The sequence below is a fragment of the Streptomyces pyxinicus genome, assembly GCF_024753135.1.
Classification (GTDB): domain Bacteria; phylum Actinomycetota; class Actinomycetes; order Streptomycetales; family Streptomycetaceae; genus Streptomyces; species Streptomyces pyxinicus.
This window is the reverse complement of sequence record NZ_JANUGP010000004.1, coordinates 173,195-190,720: the sequence shown is the minus strand read 5'-3', so window position 1 is coordinate 190,720 and position 17,526 is coordinate 173,195. Positions and strand designations below refer to the sequence as shown.

Genomic DNA, 17,526 nt, shown 5'->3' with positions numbered 1-17,526 from the left:
TGGTGCACCAGCGCTCAGCGCCCCTCGGGGGCGTGGGCATAGACGAAAGGGAGGTGACCGGTGGGCGCACGTGGCCCCGTCCCGAACCGTGAAGATGACCTCGCACGCCCCCGGTCGCGCAAGGGTGGCGACCAGCAGTCGGCGACACAAGGCGAGATGCGGCCGGTCAAGATCCCGAACGCGGATCGTGACTGGCACCCCATCGCCCGCCGGCTGTGGGACTCGCTGAAGACCTCGGGCCAGTCGGACTTCTACCAGAACTCCGACTGGGCCTTCGCCTACTCGCTGTGCGAGGACTTGTCGTTCTACAAGAAGTCGGGCAAGCGCAGCGGGCAGATGCTCCAGACCATCTACTCGGCCTTCGAGCGGCTGCTTGTCGCCGAGGGCGACCGGCGCCGCGTGCGCATCGAACTGACCGAGCCCGTACCCGAGCAGGACTCTGCCGCGGTAGTCGCCATCGCTGACTACAAGAAGGTGCTGGGAGTTGACTGATCGGGGGTGACGCTTGGCTGCCGCCGTGCCGCTCACCTCCGAAGAGATCGAAGCCCTGGAGCCTGACTACCTGGGGCCCACCTGGCAGAAGGACGCCTTCGGCAGATGGAAGCTCCCTGAGTTCACGCTGGGGTGGCAGATCGCCGGCTGGTGCGCCGAGTACCTGGACGGTGAAGGCTCCACCGACGAGAAGCGGGTGCCCTGGAAGTTCACTCCGGAGCAGCTCCGCTTCCTGCTGTGGTGGTACGCCATCGACAAGGCCGGCGAGTTCATCTACCGGACCGGAGTCCTCCAGCGCCTGAAGGGCTGGGGCAAGGACCCGCTCCTCGCGGTGATCTCGCTCGTCGAGTTCGTCGGGCCGTCGCGCTTCTCCCACTGGGACGAGGACGGTAGCCCGGTCGCGAAGTCTCACCCGCAGGCATGGGTGCAGATCACGGCCGTGAACCAGGAGCAGACCACCAACACGATGGGCTACCTGCCCATCCTGATGGGGCCGAAGCTCATACAGACCTACGGCATCAAGGCCGGCGCCGAGCTGATCCGCGCCGACCGCGGCCGGAAGAAGCTCCAGGCGGTCACCAGCTCGTACCGGGCGATCGAGGGTAAGCGGACGACGTTTACCCTGCTCAACGAGACACACCACTGGGTTGCCGGCAACGGCGGCCACAAGATGTTCGAGACCATCGACGGCAACTCCACCAAGATGGACTCCCGGTACCTGGCGATCACGAACGCCTACCTGCCGGGTGAGGACAGCGTGGCCGAGCGGACGCGCGAGGCGCACAACAAGGTGCTCGAAGGCCGCGCGGCCGACGTCGGCGTGCTGTACGACTCGATCGAGGCCCACCCGAAGACTCCGCTGACGCCCGAGGCGCTGCGCATCGTCCTTCCCAAAATCCGCGGTGACGCGGTCTGGTTGAAGATCGAGACGATCATCAAGTCCGTCATGAACCTGACGATCTCGGCCTCTCGCTCACGGCGCATGTACCTCAACCAGGTCGTCGCCGAGGAAGACGCCCTGTACGGACCCGAGCAGTGGACAGACATCCTGCACGAGGGGGCCACGCTCCAGCCGGGCGACGAGATCGTGTTGGGCTTCGACGGCGGCAAGACCGACGACAGCACAGCTTTGCTCTGCATCCGCGTGCGCGACATGTGCGCGTTCGTGCTGGGGCTGTGGGAACGGCCGGACGGCCCGCGTGGTGACGGCTGGCTGGTACCTCGGGCCGAGGTCGACTCGGCCGTGCACGACGCCTTCCGCCTGTACGACGTGAAGGCGTTCTATGCCGACGTCGCCCTCTGGGAGTCCTACATCTCCGAGTGGGACGAGACGTACGGCGACCGCCTGGCCGTGAAGTCGCCGGTCGGCAAGGACAGGATCGGCTGGGACATGCGTTCGTCGCTGAAGCTCTCGACGATGGCGCACGAGCGGCTGATGCGCTCAGTGTTCGACCGCAAGCTCCGTTACGACGGGGACCTGACCTTGCGCCGGCACGCCCTCAACGCCAGGCGGAGATCGAACAACTACGGCATCTCCTTCGGCAAGGAGAGCCGCGAGTCGCCGAAGAAGGTCGACGCCTACGCCGCGCTGATGCTCGCGCACGAGGCCCTGGTCGATCTGCGCGCCCGCGGCAAGAAGGTCCGCCCCCGCACGGGGCGTGGCTACTTCATGTAGCACTGTGTTAGTGAGACAGAAAGGTGGTGAGGCATGGCTGACACCAGCCCGAAGGCGCTGGCGACGGAACTCCTCGCCATCCTCGATCGCGACGAAGGCCGGCTGGAGCGGATCGACCGCTACGTGCAGGGCAACCACGACGACCCGTACATGCCGCCCCAGGCGGACGACGAGTACAAGCTGCTGGCCAGGCGCGCGGTGTCCAACTGGATGCCGCTCCTCGTCGGCACGCCGGCTCAGGCGCTGTACGTGGACGGCTTCCGCTCGGGCGCGTCCAGCGAGGGTGAGCTGCCCGCCGCGCCGGCCTCGAAGACCACGGAGTGGTCGCACTGGCAGCGCTCGCGCCTCGACGCCCGCCAAGCCGCGGTGTACCGGGGCGCGCTGGCCTTCGGTCACTCCTTCGTGCTGACGGAGAAGACGAAGAAGGGCGTGATCTCGAAGGGCCTGAGCGCGAAGCGCACGGCGGCCCTGTACGAGGACCCGGCCAACGACGAGACACCGTACGCCGCGCTGACCATCACGGCCATGCCGAAGGGCAACGTCAAGGGCAAGGCCCGTATGTGGGACGGCAGTTACGAGTACGCCGTCACCTTCACCGCGAAGGGCGATGCGGACAGCGTGCGCGTGGCCCGCCTGAAGCGGCACGGCGCGAGCGAGTGTCCGGTCACCCGGTTCGCCGCGTCCGTCGACCTGGAGGGTCGCACGGTCGGCGTCGTGGAGCCGATGATCGCGCTCCAGGACCGGATCAACCAGACCGTCTTCGACCTGCTGGTCGCGCAGACGTACACCTCGCATGAGGTCCGGTACGCCACCGGCATGGCTCCGCCCATGCAGATGGAGATGCTGGACGCGGAAGGCAACATCACGACCGACCCGGACAAGGCGGTCGACAGCCGGCCGAAGCTCGACGCGGCCGGCAACCCGATTCCGGCGCCCATCAACCACAACGCCCGCCGCTTTTTGTTCGCCGAGGACCCCGACGTACGGTTCGGGTCGTTGCCGGCCGGGCCGGTCAGCTCGCTGATCGACTCGATCGACATGTCCATCCGGCACCTCGCCGCGATCAGCCAGACCCCGGCCCACTTCGTGCTGGGCCAGATAGCCAACCTCTCCGCGGAGGCACTGCTGGCCGCCGAGACCGCGCTTCAGCGGAAGGTCTCCGAGTTCCAGTCCATCTTCGGTGAGTCCTGGGAGAGGGTCTTCCGCCTGGCCGCAGAGCTGGACGGTGACACATCTGCCGCCGAGGACTTCCACGGCGAAGTGCAGTGGCGCGACATGGAGTCGCGCAGCTTGGCCCAGGCCGCTGACGCTCTCGGCAAGCTCGCCGAGCAGCTCGGCATCCCGAAGAAGGGCCTTTGGAAGCGGGTTCCGGGCGTCACCCAGACCGAGTACGAGGACTGGGTGGACCTGGCCGAGGACGAGGACTCTGTCGGCCAGCTCGCCACCGCGCTGACGCGGGCGACACCGTCCGTCGCCCCGGCGCCGGCCGTCGACACCAGCCCCCGTGAGGGGCTGATCGCCGCGTGACGTCCGCAGCCCGACAGGCTGAGGCTGATCGCGTATCCGCCGCCTTCCAGGTGGCCCTGACCCAGATCGGGGCGGGCACCGTGGACGAGGCGCTGAAGCTGTGGAAGGCGGTCCCCGTCACCGCGAGGGCCACCACGTCCACGGCGTGGCTCCGCCGGGCCATCACACTGGTGATGACCCGGCGGCGTATGAGCCGTGATCTGGCTCGCGCCTACTACCGTCTGGCCCGCGCCCTGCGCACGGGTTCGACGGTGGCCGATCCGTACCACCCAGAGCCCACGTACGTGACCCTGGACACCTTGCGGCGAGAGTTCGCTGAACTGGCTGGTGAAGCCGCTGGCGGCTCCCTGGAGGAGCCGTCAGGCGCCGGTCGGCCTGAACCCTCCGACTCCTCCCCGCAGGCCGCGACCGGCGAGTCCGGGGAAGCCGGCGGGGAGGCACAGCCCGCGTCCGAGCAGACGTCAGCCCCGGAGGCCGACGCCGAGCTGGACGAGGACCGCATCGCGGTTGAGGAGCTGGACGGACTGGAGCCGAGCGAGGAGCAGATCGAGCGGGAAGCAGAGGCTGAGGCGAGGGTCATCCTCGAAGCGCTCGGCCCGTCCAACCTGGAGCGCAAGACGTCGGTGATCGACGACTCCAAGCCCGCGGTGGACGTCGACAAGGCACGCGAGGAAGCCCATCAGCAGGCCGGCGCACGGCAGGCGGCGACCGCCGAGCGCCTGGTGATGAACGGCGGCCGGTCCACCGTGTGGAACCACATGGCCAGGGACCGCCGGGTGATCGGCTACATCAGGCTTTCGCGCTCCGGTACTCCCTGCGGGTGGTGCGCCATGCTCATCTCTCGCGGCCCCGTCTACAAGTCGCAGGCCACGGCGGCGTTCGCTGAAGGCGACGCCTACCACGACAACTGTCACTGCTACGCGGAGCCGGTCTACAGCCTCGCGCAGTACAAGGGCTCGTCGGCGTCGGCGCTGTACGAGCTGAATCGCCGGTACGAGGAACTGTGGCCGAAGGTCACCAAGGGCCTCTCCGGTAAGGCGGCTGTGTCCGCCTGGCGCCGGTTCATCCGGCGGGAACAGAAGGCCGCAGCCCAGGAGGCGCGGCAGACACCCCCGAACGTCCAGGAGGCGTGAGAGTGCCCGAGCAGGAAGCCCCCAGCACCGAGAACGACACCCCGAACGAGGAGACCCCGCAGATGCTCGCGGAGGGCGAGGCTCACCAGGGAGATAGCGCGGAGTCGACCGAGGAGAAGTCCCAGGAGGAAACGGTTCCTCCGGAGGTGCTGCGCAAGGAGCTGACGGACGCGCGAGCCGAGGCGGCCAACTACCGCGTGAAGCTGCGCGAGGCCGAAACCAAGCTCTCGTCGGCCAAGACGGTCGAGGAGTTCGAGGCCGCGGTCGCCGAGCTGAAGGCGCAGAACGACGCGCTGGAGCGGCAGATCCTGCTCAACAACGTGGCAGCCAAGTACGAGCTGCCGCCGGCCCTGGCCAAGCGCCTGGCGGGTTCGTCGCCCGAGGAACTGGAGGCCGACGCGAAGGAGCTTCAGAAGCTTGTCGTGCCGCCGGCTCCCGAGTCCCTCGGTGGCGGTCTGACTCCGTCCGATGGCGACGAGGACTTCGACCCGGTCAAGGCCGCTCGGGCTGCGCGCTCGCGCAGGTACTGAGCTTCCCCTTCTGGGCCGGTGTGTTAGTGAGACACGCCGAGCCTCCCTCCCCCTACCTACAGGAGACCCACCCCAGTGGCGTACACCCCGCACGATGTGATCAAGCCCGAGAAGATCGCGGCCACCGCTGCGGTCGCTCTCGAAGAGGCTCTGGTCGTCCCGGCTGTCTTCCAGCGCGAGGGCATCGACCAGTTCAAGGGCACCAAGAACGACACCATCAACGTCAAGGTCGAGGGCGTCCTGCCCTTCCGCACCTACGGCTTCCGCAACGACCGCTCGAAGCCGATCGAGTTCGACACCTACCACGAGAAGACCGTGGCCGTGAGCTTCGCCGGCGACATCTACTCGGCTGTCCAGCTCACCGACGAGCAGAACGACTTCGACCTCCAGGGCTGGGCCAAGCTGATGGCCAAGCAGACCGAAGCGGTCGGCCGCGGCCTGGAGTTCCAGGCCGTTGACTACCTGCTCGGGCAGAAGTTCCCGGTCACGCTCGGCGGCCAGGTCGCGAACCGCTCCCTGCGCCGGACCCTGATCCGCGCCCGCGATGTGCTGAACAAGTTCCGCATCCCGAAGGAGTCCCGGACCCTGCTGGTCGGCACCGACTGGGAGACCGAGCTGCTGGCCGACCCGGACCTGAACCTCGCTTCCAACGTCGGTGAGTCCGAGGCCGTCTCCGCGCTGAAGGAGGCGACCCTGGGCCGGCGCTACGGCTTCAACATCGTCGTCTCCAACGAGCTGCCCTCGGACAAGGCCATCGCGATGACGCAGTCCGCGTTCATCTTCGCGACCGGCGCCCCGTCCGTCCCGCAGTCCGTCCCCTTCGGTGCGTCCGCGTCCTACAACGGCGTGGCGTTGCGATGGGTCCGCGACTACGACGCGAACTACCTGGTGGACCGCTCGGTCGTGAACACCTTCAAGGGCTTCCGCTCCGTGACGGACATCCTGATGGGCCGCGACGCGGTCACTGGCCAGGCGTTCGTCTCCGAGCACGAGCACTTCGTCCGCGCCATCTCCCTGGACCTGGACGCCGACGCTGACGTGCTGCCCGACCCGGACGGCCCGGACCCCGTCGAGCAGGAGCTGGCCGCCATCACTGGCGTAGCCGCGACCGCTGACGGCGCCTCCGTCTGATCCAGTCGTTGAGACGGGGCAGAGTGTGTAAGCGTGACACCCTCCGTCCCGTCTCGCCCCGACGAGAAGGAGAACCCGTGGCGTACGCCACCCTCGACGACCTGAAGGGGCGACTGGACTGGACGCTCGACGCTGATGAGGAACGTGTCGCGGCTAACGCGCTGGAGGACGCCTCGGACCTGGCAGCCCACTACGGGCGCGAGTGGCCCGAGGACGCCGCCCCGCGCATGGTGCGCACGCTCGTCCTGAAGACGTGCAAGCGGTACATGTCCAACCCGGACGGCTACACCCAGTCCCGAGCCGGCGACGAGACGCTGGCCTGGAACGACGCGGCCGGCGAGAACGCCGGCACCGTGTACTTCACCAACGAGGAACAGAAGCTGCTTGCCGGCCTGGCCGGTCGGCGCACGAACGGCCTCTACACCGCCGAGGTCACCGCCTGGCAGTCACGCCGCCGGCCCGTGGCCGTGGGCCTGGTGCCGGTCGAGCCCTTCGGCAAGAACTTCCCGATGTACGCCGACGAGCGGGAACCGTGGTGAGCAGTCTCCAGCGCAGGCGCGGCGTGAAGGCGAAGGTCTGGAAGACGAAGGAACACGTCGACAGTCGCGGCAACAAGGTGCTCGTCGCCGACCCGGCCGGCCCGGTCGAGGTGCGGTGCGCGCTGATCCCGCAGCGCTCCGCCCGAGCCGAGGTCCCCGGCCAGATGCAGATCAACATCACTCGCATGATCGTGTCGGCCGACCTGTCGGACGTGACCCTGTGGTCCCGCGTCGAAGCGCTCGGCACTCAGTGGGACATCGTCACGCCGCCGGCCTACCACCACGGCAACCGCAAGACCCGGCACTGGGCCATCGACATCCGGGAGCGGCCATCGTGAGCATCGAGTGGCTGGACAACGGGCTGGGCAGCAAGTTCAAGAACGTCGAGGACTACCTGGCCCTGATCGACGGGGTCCAGCTGGCTCTCGAAGAGAAGCAGTTCCTGATCCGCGTGCGCGCGGAGGAGAACCTGCAACGCGCCCGAGCCGGCAAGGGCAAGGAGATCGGCGCCCTGGACCCGACCGGGGCAACCGTCGAAGTCGAACGCGGCCGCGTCGACCGGTATGTGGTCCTGGAGGACCACGCCGTCGACCACCAGGGCGGCAACCCGAACTCGGCTCTGGCCATCGAGCTGGGCCGTAACGCCTACGACGTGACCCTGCTGAACGCCGAGGGCGAGACCGTCAACAAGTACACGGTCGGCTCGATGGAGGGCCTCTTCATCCTCACCGACGCCGCGGACCTGCCGCACCGCGATGGCGGGGGAGCGAAGGTCAAGCGGCACGTACGCATCCGCATGAAGAAGGGGGGCGGCGGTGGCCGGACTTCCATCCGAGATTAGGGCGCTCGCCGAGCTGTCGCCCGTCGAAGACCTACTCCTCGCGGTGCTCCGCGAGGGACTGCCCGGCATCCACGTGCAGTCGCTCATCGCCAAGGACCAGAGCTTCCCGTTCGTCCTGGTCCGCCGGGACACCACGTACGGAGTCTGGACCGGCGACGACCGCTTCACCGACTCCGCCCGCGTGGTCGTGCAAGCGTTCTGCGAAGACCCAGACGGCGACGCCGATGCGTCGATCCTGTCCGAGGCGTGCCGCGTGGTCCTGCGCAACGCGTGGATGCAGCAGAAGGTGTATCCGGGCAAGGGCCACATCACCCGCGTGGACATGCTGGCCGCCCCGCGCCGGACGACCGACTGGGCGACCTCGACAGGGCCGGTCCAGTACGCCGACCTCCCGACCGGGGTGTGGCGCTACGAGTCGACGTTCCAGGTCGACATCCGCAAGCCGCGTACCAAGCCCTTCCTGAAGTAACCCCACAGTCCGGTGTGTTAGTGAGACATGCCGGGAGTAAGGAGACCCCCCGAGTGGCACTGAACGATGCCGCGACTCTCGTCATCGGGAGCGGCAACTACCTGACCGCCGCGACCGGTACGGAGATCCCGGCCGACTTGCTGGCCCCGCTCTCCCCCTGGGAGGCCGTGGGCCACACCAGCCTCGAAGACATCCTCTCGATCACCTCCGAGGGCGGCGAGGCGACCACGATCGGCTCGCTCCAGAACAAGAGCCTGCGCACCAAGTACAGCGCCCGCACGGAGACGCTGGCGCTCACGCTCCAGCAGTTCGACGTCGCCGGCCTGAAGCTGTACTACGGCTCGAACGCCCCGGTCCTGCCGGACGGTACGGTCGGCGTTCCGACCGACCCGGTCCCCACGACCTGCGCCTTCCTCGCGGTGTTCGTGGACGGCGAGAACGTCTTCGCGATCTACGCGCCGAAGGCGGAGATCTACCGGAGTGACGACCTGTCCTTCGGTGACACCGAGTCCCTCGCCGGCCTCCCGCTCGGCGTGAAGCCGATGGCGTACGGCTCCAACAACTGGACCTACGCGATCACCCCGCTGGGCACAGTGCCGGCCGAGGGCGGCGGCACCGACGCGGGCTCGGGCGCCGGCACCGGAGCCTGAGCCGTCCTTTGACCCCCCGGTGTGTAAGTGCGACAGCGGACCCGCCTTGCACACCGGGGCCCCTCGCGGGCCCCTCCCCTCGGTCCGCCCCCTGTTCTCTCCCGACCCCTTGGAGGTCCGCACCTCATGGCCACGTACACCCTCGACGACATCCGCGCCGCCGCCGACGCGAAGTACGGCTCGACCGACATCCAGCTCGACGACACGAACACCGTTGTCCTCCGCAACCCGCTGCGCCTAGCCAAGGCCGAGCGCGACGAACTGGGCTCCCTCCAGGACAGGCTCGACGGCGACGAGGGCCTGGACCAGGGCGACGTCCTGGCGGACGCGATCCGCCTGGTGGCGAAGGACAAGAAGGCCGCGGAGGAGCTGATCGAGCAGGTGGCCGGCGACCTCGCCGTACTGGCCTCGATCTTCGAGACCTACACCAAGGGCACCCAGGCGGGGGAAGCCTGAGCCTCGCGCGCCTGATCGACGAGCACGGCGAGGGCCTGTACCCCGACCTGCGGTTCTACTACGGCGTTGACCTCGCCGAGGTGATCGCCGGCCGCGGGCCCTCGCCGGCCCTCGTCTGGCTCATGGTGCAGAGGCTGCCCGACACCTCCCTGACCGTCGCTCTCGCGTCGGGCGGCAGGGAGCACTTCGGCTGGGGCGTGGACCGCCACATGACCGCCGACATCTTCGACGCGCTCAACCAGAACACGCGGGCCACCGGCCAGTGGGGCAAGAAGGGCGCTCCCAAGTTCCCGGAGTGGCCCAGGCCCAAGGTCCAGAAGAAGGCCGCCAAGGGGAAGACCAGGCGCCGCGTACGCGTGGCGGACATCTACAAGCAGTTCGCCCGGAGGTAGGCCCATGCCCGATGGACAGGTGGTTGGTCGCGTAGCGATCAAGATCCTGCCGGAGACCAGCAAGTTCAAGCAGGAAGCCGAGGCGGAACTCAAGAAGGCGGAGCAGGGACTTGAGGTCAAGGCCAAGGTCGTCCTCGACGCCGACGACATCAAGGCCCAGGCCGAGAAGATCCAGGCGGCGGCCAAGAACGCCCTCAAGGACATCGGCCTCCGCGTCAACCTGGACAACGAGGACTCCGTCCGCGCCGGCATCGCTCGCCTCCAGGCCGAGCTGAACCGACTGGCGGAGACATCGATCCATGTCGACCTCAACGGCGACGACCTGGGCGCCGCGCTCGATCTGCTCAACGATCGGCTCGACGAGATCCGCACGATCCGCCTGACGGTGGACGAGTCCTCGCAGGACTCGATTAAGGCCGCCATCGCCCGCATCGACGCCGAGCTGGCCAAGCTGCGCTCCGTTGACATCGATGTCCACGTGAACGAGGCCGAGCTGCTCGCCGTGCGCGAGATGCTCGCCAACGACCTGCGCCTGGACCTGACCGTCGACTACGACGACGACGCCTCGCTGAAGCAGGCCCTCGCCAAGATCAACGCCGAGTTGGCGAAGATCGCAGAGGTCAACCTGACGGTCGGCATGGACGAGGAGTCGCTGAAGAAGGCGCAGGAGGAACTCCGGAAGCGTCTCGACCTGCGCGCCGAGGTCGCCCTGAACTGGGACATGGCCGAAGCCCAGGCCACGGCCGACAAGGTCAAGGCCATGCTCGACGACATCAAGGTCAACCCCAAGCTGGATGACCGGGACGTCGCCAAGCTCAAGCGGCAGCTCGAAGCCGCGTTTCTCCAGATGGAGGAGCTGAAGGCCAAGATCACGCCCGAGCTGGACGCGGTCGCCAAGCGTAAGGTCGAGCACGAGATCGATGATCTCCAAGACAAGATCGACGGCCTGAAGGCCGAGATCGAACCGGAGACCTCGAAGTCCGCCATCGCCGCGGTGATGGCGTCGATGGCCCGCCTGACCCGCGACCGCACCGTCAACCTGTTCCCGAAGGTGTCGGTGTCCGCGTACACCACCGCGGCCTCGATGCTGAAGGCGCTGTCGGGTGGGCGCGTGCTGAGCCAGACGTTCGAGAAGCTCGGCAACGTCTTGAAGAACCTGGACAGAAGTACGCCGATCATCGGCACGCTGGCTACGGCCATCGCCGGTCTGGCGTCCTGGGGTATCGCGGCGGCCAGCAACCTCGCCGCCCTGTCCGCGTCGCTGGCGCAGATCGGCGCGACCTCGCTCGCACTGCCGGGAATTCTCGGCGGCATGGCGATCGGCGTCGGTGCCACGATCGCCGCGTTCAAGGACTTCAACAAGGTTCTCCCCGAGGTCAAGGGGCAGCTCTCCGCGCTCCAGGATCTGATCAGCTCCAACTTCTGGGCCGAGGCCAAGAAGCCCATCCGGGACCTGATCGACAGCGCCCTCCCCGCGCTGCGGGACGGCTTCGCTCAGACCTCCACCCAGCTCGGCCAGTTCTTCGGCGGCTTCGCCACGGCCCTCAAGGGCTCGCTCGCCCCCGAGCTGAAGGGGATGTTCGGCGACCTGTCGAAGTCGATCGACATCGCCACCAGCGGCACGGGCGCGTTCGCCAACGTCATCACGACGCTCGGCAAGGTCGGCGCCGGCTACCTGCCGCAGCTCGCGCAGTGGTTCGTCGACATCGCCGAGAAGGCGTCGAACTGGCTGAACCAGAAGGGCGAGTCAGGTCTCAAGGAAGAGATCGACGCCGGTATCCAGTCCCTGAAGGACTTGGGTGGCGTCCTCTTCGAGACCGGCGGCATCCTCGCGGGCATCGCTCGCGCCGCCACCGAGGCCGGCGGCTCCACCCTCGGGATGCTGCGAGACACCCTCGCCGGCATCCACGCCGCAGTCGACTCATCGGGCGCGCAACAGGCCCTCGTCGGCGTCTTCACCGCAGCCCACCAGGCCATGTCGAACATGGCCGGCCAGGGCGGCGCCCAGGTGAAACGTTTCTTCAGCGAGCTGGCCTCGCTGATCACCGAGGTCATGCCGCAGGTCGGCACGATCATCGGCACGGCCATCGGCGGCATCGCTGACGCGCTGTCGCAGCCGATGGTCACGCTCGGCGTTCAGGATCTCTTCAACGGCCTGGAGCAGGGCGTCAACGCCCTGGTGCCAGCGCTGAAGCCGCTGGGCGCCGCGCTCGGCGCGGTCCTCTCGATCATGGGCGAGATGGCCGAGAATCTCGGCCCGCTCCTGGCAGCCGCGCTGACCCCGCTGGCCAACGCCTTCGTCTCGCTCACCCCTGCGATCCTCCCGCTGATCGACCTGCTGGGCGGTGCCCTGACGGGCGTCTTCCGGCAGCTCGCCCCGGTGATCAACCAGCTCGCGCCGGTTATCGCCGACGTGCTGGGCCAGGCGTTCACCGCACTGTCTCAGATCCTGCCGATCGTCGCCCAGGCGTTCGGTCAGATGCTGGCCGCGGTGGCACCGCTGGTGCTCCAGCTCATCTCGGGCCTGGCCCCGATCCTGCCGCTCGTCGCGCAGTTCATCGGGCAGATCATCACCGCGGCCATGCCGCTGGTCGATGTTCTGATCCAGATCCTCTCGGCCATCCTGATCCCGCTGATCCCGGTGGTCCAGGGCATAGCGGAAACGTTCCTGCCTCTGTTCGCCCAGGCGTTCGATCGCCTGGTGCAGGCGGTGATGCCGTTCCTTGAGGCGCTGAAGTCGATCATCGACTTCCTGATGCCGGTCCTCGCGCCGGCCATCGAGTTCCTCGCCGAGCTGTTCCTGGGCACCTTCGTGTCCGCGATCAACGGCGTGGCGTTGGTCTTCGAGGGCCTGAAGGAGATCTTCAAGGGCGTCATCGACTACCTGAAGGCCGTCTTCGAGTTCTGGTACGACTTTTTCACCCTGAACTGGGGTGACCTCTGGGACGACGCGGTCAACGTCTTCAAGTCCCTGATGGGGATCTTGAAGGGCCTGTGGGACACGCTGCTCGGCGCGTTCATCACGTGGCTGTCGGTCAGCTTCCTGGGCGCAGCGAAGAAGGGCCTCACCGCGATCAAGGACGCCTTCAAGGCGGGCTGGGACGCGGTGGTCAACTTCGGCAAGAGCGCCTGGTCCAACATCACCTCGGGCTTCTCGTCTTTCTTCTCCGGCCTGTGGTCGAAGGCGTCAAGTGGCATCAGTCGGATCAAGTCGTTCTTCAGCGACGGCTGGGACTCAGTCCGTACGACGGCCATCTCGAAGTTCCAGTCGCTGGTCTCCACGATCGAGACGTGGATCGGCAAGGCCGCGTCCACGGTGGCCAAGCTCCCCGGCAAGGCCAAGGAGGCGCTGGGCGACCTTTCGTCGACCCTGAAGAACGCCGGCATCCAGTTGATCAAGGGGTTCATCTCCGGGATCAGCGGCATGTTCGGCGCGGTCAAGGACAAGCTCGGCTCGCTGACGGACAAGCTGACGAGCTGGAAGGGCCCCGAGTCCCTCGACAAGGTCATCCTCGTCAACGCCGGCCAGCTCGTCATCAACGGCTTCATCGCCGGCCTGGAGTCCCGCTACGACGCGGTACGCAAGTCGCTGAAGGGGCTGACCGAAGACGTCGCCGGAACCGAGTTCGGCGCCCCGTCGATCGGCGCGTTCAGCACGTCGCGTGGTGTGTCCTCCGCGGTCTCGGCCGCGCTCGCCGGCCAGGCCGGCGGCACCACGAAGGTCCTCAACTACTACGCAGCACCGGGTTCCTCTATCGACTCCGAAGAGGACCTGTTCGCCGCTGCCAACCGAGCCCGGATGGGATGGTGATTCGGCTTGCCGAAGCTCATCTTGAGCAGCGGCACGGACACGCTCAACCTCAACGAGATCGCGGACAAGGGCCTGGGCTACCAGGCCAAGTCGGGGGCGACAGGCTTCGGCCTGCCCCCCGTCACCGTCCAGTGGCTCGAAGGGGCCGGGGACGGTTCTGTGTACCGCCGCAAGCGGGTCCAGTCTCGGGATATCGACCTGGCCCTGGAGATCCTCGCGCGTGATCGTACGGATCTCCAGGCCAGGCTGTCCCGGCTGGCCCTGGCCGTTTCCGACCGGTGCGTGCTCACGCTCCAGAACGATGACGGCACCCGCTGGTCCCTCGTCGTCTACCGCACAGGCGGTGGCGAGTTCACGTACGGCGTGGAAACGATCGGCGAGCGCGAGTTCGAGACGGTCATCACCTTCCGGGCACCCGACCCGTACTGGACGTCCTCGGTCACCGAGACCCGGCGCATCACCGGGGCGACGTCGAGCCCGTTCCTGTCCACTCTGGGCAACCTAAAGGTCTCGGCGTCGCAGGCGATCGGCACGATCGAGCTGAACAACTCTGGGGACGCCGAGGCGTACCCGGTCTGGAAGATCACCGGGCCGGGCCGTACGTTCACGGCCGTCTCTCCGACCGGCGAGCGGCTGAAGTGGAACGGCAAGCTGGCGGCCGGCGAGTCGCTGACGATCGACACCAAGGCGGGCACGGTCGTCGACCAGGACGGCACCAACCGCTACAACGAGCTGGATGCCGCGCCCCGCTTCTGGACGGTCAAGCCTGGCCTATCTACGGCGGAGGCGTCCCTGCTCGACATCTCGAAGGCGTCGGCCATCGTCTGCTCATGGCAGCCACGCAAGTGGATGGTGGTGTGATAGTGAGACTTGCTGACCTCACCGTCGAAGTGCGGGACAGAACGCTGACGCGGGTCGGGCTGGTCCGGCCCGAGGAGCTGAACTTCGAGATGCAGGACGCCTTCAACAACGTCGGCTCCTGGAAGCTCACCCTCGCCAGTGAGCATCCGCTGACCCCCATCCTGCGCCGGCCCGGCTCCGGGCTCATCGTCACCGGCCCGAGCTACACCCTGATGTCCGGGCCGATGACGAAGTTCGAGTCGGCATCCACGCCGGAGGACCCCGGCGGCTCGGTCGTCTTCGAGGGCGTCTCAGACAACGTCATCTTGTCGGACATGCTCGCGTTCCCCGAGCCGACGAACCCCAACGGTGCAACACAGGCGCTCGCGCACGACGTCCGACAGGGGGCGGCGGAGAGTGTCATGCACGGATTCGTCCGGGCCAACGCCGGCCCGGCGGCCCCGGCACCTCGGCGCAGACAGCGTCTGACGATGGGCGACGACCACGGCCGCGGGCCCCAGGTCGTGAAGTCCGCACGCTTCCCCGTGCTGGGCAACTTGCTCTCCGAGGTGGCGCTGCTCGGCGACCTGGGCTTCCGCGTCATACAGCGTGGGACAGCCCTCGTATTCGAGACATACCAGGTGCAAGACAGGTCCGACTTCATCCGACTGGACGTGCTGAACGGCACCCTGTCCGGGCAGCGCGCCGCGATCTCCGCGCCAGGGGTGACGCGAGCGATCGTCGCCGGCCAGGGCGAGCTGACCAAGCGCCAGCTCCTGGAGGTGTCCAACGAGACCTCTCTGGAGGCCGAATCCGACTGGGGCCGGCGCATCGAGCTGTGGGTCGACCAGCGCAACACCGACAACTGGGACGAGCTTCAGCAGGCCGGCGACGAGGCGATAGCCGACTCGGGCTTCACCGCCGTCGACCTCCAGCTGGTTCCGATGGAGGACTCGACGATGGTCTTCGGCAGGGACTGGGGCTTGGGCGACCGGGTCGCGGTCGTGGTTGACGACCAGGAGCTGAAGGCCAACGTGACCGGCCTGGTCATGAAGGCCAGCAAGGACGGCTTCCTCGTCGGCGCCGCACTCGGTGACCCGACCGGCTTCAGCACGGACATCGCGCTGCACAAGCGTGTGTCCAGGGCCGAGAAGCGTGTCTCCTCGCTGGAGCGATCCACCAGCGGCGGCGCGGACGACATCATGGCGATCATGGGAGTTTGGTAGTGGCCACCCCGTTCAACTTCTACCGGGGCAGCGCCCCCGCCGGGCTGACTCCCGTCTACACCGTGCCGGACTCCACGACGGCGATCGTGACCAACGTCGTCGCCGCCAACCCCGGTGACCAGGCCGGCTCGGTCACAGTCCAGATCAGCGGGGTGGACGTCCTCCCCAGAGTCGGCATCGCCCCGCAGGGCGTCCTGACCCTGGAGATCAACCAGGTGCTCACCACGGGCGACGAGATCGAGGTACAGGGCAGCGGCTCAACGTGCGCGCTGCACATCAGCGGAGTGGAGGTTGTGTAAGTGGGACTGACCGTATGGCCGGCTCCCGAGGATTCCGGCATCGTCGGTCCCACTGGAGCCGAGGGCCCGCAGGGTCCACAGGGACCGAAGGGCGACAAGGGCGCCGCAGGAGCAACCGGCGCCGCGGGTGCTCCCGGCGCGGCCGGCGGCCAGGTACTGCACGGCACCGCGGCCCCCACTGCGAGCCAGGGCAAGGACGGAGACCTCTACATCCTGGAGGACACCCGCACCCTGCTGGGCGTCACGAACAGCACGCTGACCTACTTCCAGAAGTCCTCGGGGGCCTGGTATCAGATCGGTACCCCGATCGGCGGCGCGAAGTGGTACGTGAACACCGCGTCGACACCGAGCACGGACGCCAAGGCCGGCGACATGCTTCTCCGCTCCGACACGGGCGACCTCTGGCAGCGCAGTGCGTCCGGCTGGGGCAGTCCGATCGGCAACCTCAAGGGCACACCAGGCAGCAAGGTGTACGTCTTCGGTAACGCCACCGAGTCCACCCAGGTCACCGCGGCGGCCGGTGATATGGCGGTGCGGACCGACACCGGCAACGTCTACACCTACGTGATCGGGACGGGCTGGGTCGTCAAGGGCAACATCATGGGCGCGCCCGGCGCGACCGGTGCGGCCGGTCCGCAGGGGCCGAAGGGTGACCCCGGCGCGGGCGGCGTCGGCACCGTGAACGGCAAGGCCGGCCCGGACGTCGTACTCCAAGCGGCAGACGTCGGGGCCATCGCGGCGGCCGACAAGGGCGCGGCCAACGGCGTTGCTCCGCTGGACGGGTCCAGCCTGGTGCCGAACGTCAACCTGCCCGACCTGGGCTCGACGTACATCAAGGTCAGCACGCGCGGCGCGGCCTCCGGTGTCGCCACACTGGACTCGGCGAAGCGGCTCACGGCCGCGCAGCTCCCGAGCATCGCGATCCCCGCAGAGTTCACCCCCGCGGACCTGGGCCTGAAGGCTTGGGCGTTCGACCCCGCCCTCGCCGACTCGACGCCGATCTACTGCGGCACGACGCCGCGCCTGGCGGCAGTCAAGGTGACGGAGTCGATCTCAGTCTCGAAGGTCGTCTGGCACTTCGGCGGCTACGCGGGCGGCCTGATCGCCGGGAGCTGGACCGCCGTCTACAACGCCTCCACCCTGGCCCGCGTCGGCGTCGCCTCCAACATCGACTCCGTCAAGGAGCCGGCCGAGCAGCACGACAAGGGCGGCAACGCCTCGTTCGCCACGCTGGACGCGTCGGTGACTCTGCCCGCCGGCATCTACTACGTGGCCTGGCGCTTCAACTACAACACCACCACGGGTGACGGCCCGATGATCCTCGGGGTCGACAACGCATACGGCTCGCCGGCCAACCAGTTCGGGCTGAACAACCTGTGGCGCTACGGGCGACTGTCCACCTCGCCGACGACCGCCCCCACCACCCTGAGCGGGATCGCCAACGAGAGCAACCGCTTCTGGGTGGCCCTCGCTTAACGCACACCCCGCGACAACCATGAAGAAGGGAACCCCAGA

The 17,526-nt window shown here is 67.8% G+C and carries 18 protein-coding genes; all 18 read left to right on the top strand.

Annotated features, from left to right (window positions below; all coding sequences use genetic code 11):
• The first annotated feature begins 60 nt into the window (after nt 1-60).
• On the top strand, nt 61-492 hold the full coding sequence (locus NX794_RS07680; RefSeq protein WP_487416672.1) for a phage terminase small subunit: 432 nt from the start codon (nt 61-63) through the stop codon (nt 490-492).
• Nucleotides 493-517: 25 nt separating this feature from the next.
• On the top strand, nt 518-2,167 hold the full coding sequence (locus tag NX794_RS07675) for a terminase (protein WP_258777477.1): 1,650 nt from the start codon (nt 518-520) through the stop codon (nt 2,165-2,167).
• Between the two features lie 33 nt (nt 2,168-2,200).
• On the top strand, nt 2,201-3,694 hold the full coding sequence (locus tag NX794_RS07670) for a phage portal protein (protein WP_258777476.1): 1,494 nt from the start codon (nt 2,201-2,203) through the stop codon (nt 3,692-3,694).
• The gene (locus NX794_RS07665) at nt 3,691-4,827 is read left to right on the top strand and encodes a VG15 protein (protein WP_258777475.1); all 1,137 of its coding nucleotides are present in this window, start codon (nt 3,691-3,693) and stop codon (nt 4,825-4,827) included. Before NX794_RS07670 ends, NX794_RS07665 begins: the two co-directional genes overlap by 4 nt.
• A 2-nt stretch (nt 4,828-4,829) precedes the next feature.
• On the top strand, nt 4,830-5,357 hold the full coding sequence (locus NX794_RS07660; RefSeq protein ID WP_258777474.1) for a hypothetical protein: 528 nt from the start codon (nt 4,830-4,832) through the stop codon (nt 5,355-5,357).
• Nucleotides 5,358-5,432: 75 nt separating this feature from the next.
• Nucleotides 5,433-6,488 (top strand): phage major capsid protein, encoded by a 1,056-nt coding sequence (locus NX794_RS07655; protein ID WP_258777473.1) that lies wholly within the window; start codon nt 5,433-5,435, stop codon nt 6,486-6,488.
• 77 nt (nt 6,489-6,565) lie between these two features.
• Nucleotides 6,566-7,027 carry a hypothetical protein gene (locus tag NX794_RS07650; protein ID WP_258777472.1) on the top strand — a complete coding sequence of 154 codons (462 nt, stop codon included), beginning with the start codon at nt 6,566-6,568 and terminating at the stop codon, nt 7,025-7,027.
• Nucleotides 7,024-7,365, top strand: a complete 342-nt coding sequence (locus tag NX794_RS07645; protein WP_258777471.1) for a phage head-tail adapter protein — start codon at nt 7,024-7,026, stop codon at nt 7,363-7,365. The genes NX794_RS07650 and NX794_RS07645 overlap by 4 nt, the downstream gene beginning before the upstream one ends.
• Nucleotides 7,362-7,868, top strand: coding sequence for a DUF5403 family protein (locus NX794_RS07640; protein ID WP_258777470.1), 507 nt, complete (start codon nt 7,362-7,364; stop codon nt 7,866-7,868). Before NX794_RS07645 ends, NX794_RS07640 begins: the two co-directional genes overlap by 4 nt.
• Nucleotides 7,843-8,337, top strand: a complete 495-nt coding sequence (locus tag NX794_RS07635; RefSeq protein ID WP_258777469.1) for a phage tail termination protein — start codon at nt 7,843-7,845, stop codon at nt 8,335-8,337. The genes NX794_RS07640 and NX794_RS07635 overlap by 26 nt, the downstream gene beginning before the upstream one ends.
• 53 nt (nt 8,338-8,390) lie before the next feature.
• Entirely contained in the window at nt 8,391-8,987 is a 597-nt protein-coding gene (locus NX794_RS07630; RefSeq protein WP_258777468.1) for a phage tail tube protein, read from the top strand.
• Nucleotides 8,988-9,113: 126 nt separating this feature from the next.
• Complete coding sequence (locus tag NX794_RS07625) at nt 9,114-9,443, top strand: phage tail assembly protein (RefSeq protein ID WP_258777467.1); 330 nt, start codon at nt 9,114-9,116, stop codon at nt 9,441-9,443.
• Between the two features lie 80 nt (nt 9,444-9,523).
• Nucleotides 9,524-9,835, top strand: a complete 312-nt coding sequence (locus tag NX794_RS07620; RefSeq protein ID WP_258777466.1) for a hypothetical protein — start codon at nt 9,524-9,526, stop codon at nt 9,833-9,835.
• Nucleotides 9,836-9,839: 4 nt separating this feature from the next.
• On the top strand, nt 9,840-13,646 hold the full coding sequence (locus tag NX794_RS07615; RefSeq protein ID WP_258777465.1) for a hypothetical protein: 3,807 nt from the start codon (nt 9,840-9,842) through the stop codon (nt 13,644-13,646).
• Nucleotides 13,647-13,652: 6 nt separating this feature from the next.
• Nucleotides 13,653-14,507, top strand: a complete 855-nt coding sequence (locus tag NX794_RS07610; protein ID WP_258777464.1) for a phage tail family protein — start codon at nt 13,653-13,655, stop codon at nt 14,505-14,507.
• A gap of 2 nt (nt 14,508-14,509) precedes the next feature.
• The gene (locus NX794_RS07605; RefSeq protein WP_258777463.1) at nt 14,510-15,712 is read left to right on the top strand and encodes a siphovirus ReqiPepy6 Gp37-like family protein; all 1,203 of its coding nucleotides are present in this window, start codon (nt 14,510-14,512) and stop codon (nt 15,710-15,712) included.
• Entirely contained in the window at nt 15,712-16,011 is a 300-nt protein-coding gene (locus NX794_RS07600) for a hypothetical protein (protein ID WP_258777462.1), read from the top strand. Before NX794_RS07605 ends, NX794_RS07600 begins: the two co-directional genes overlap by 1 nt.
• The gene (locus NX794_RS07595; RefSeq protein ID WP_258777641.1) at nt 16,012-17,487 is read left to right on the top strand and encodes a hypothetical protein; all 1,476 of its coding nucleotides are present in this window, start codon (nt 16,012-16,014) and stop codon (nt 17,485-17,487) included.
• The last annotated feature ends 39 nt before the right edge of the window (nt 17,488-17,526 follow it).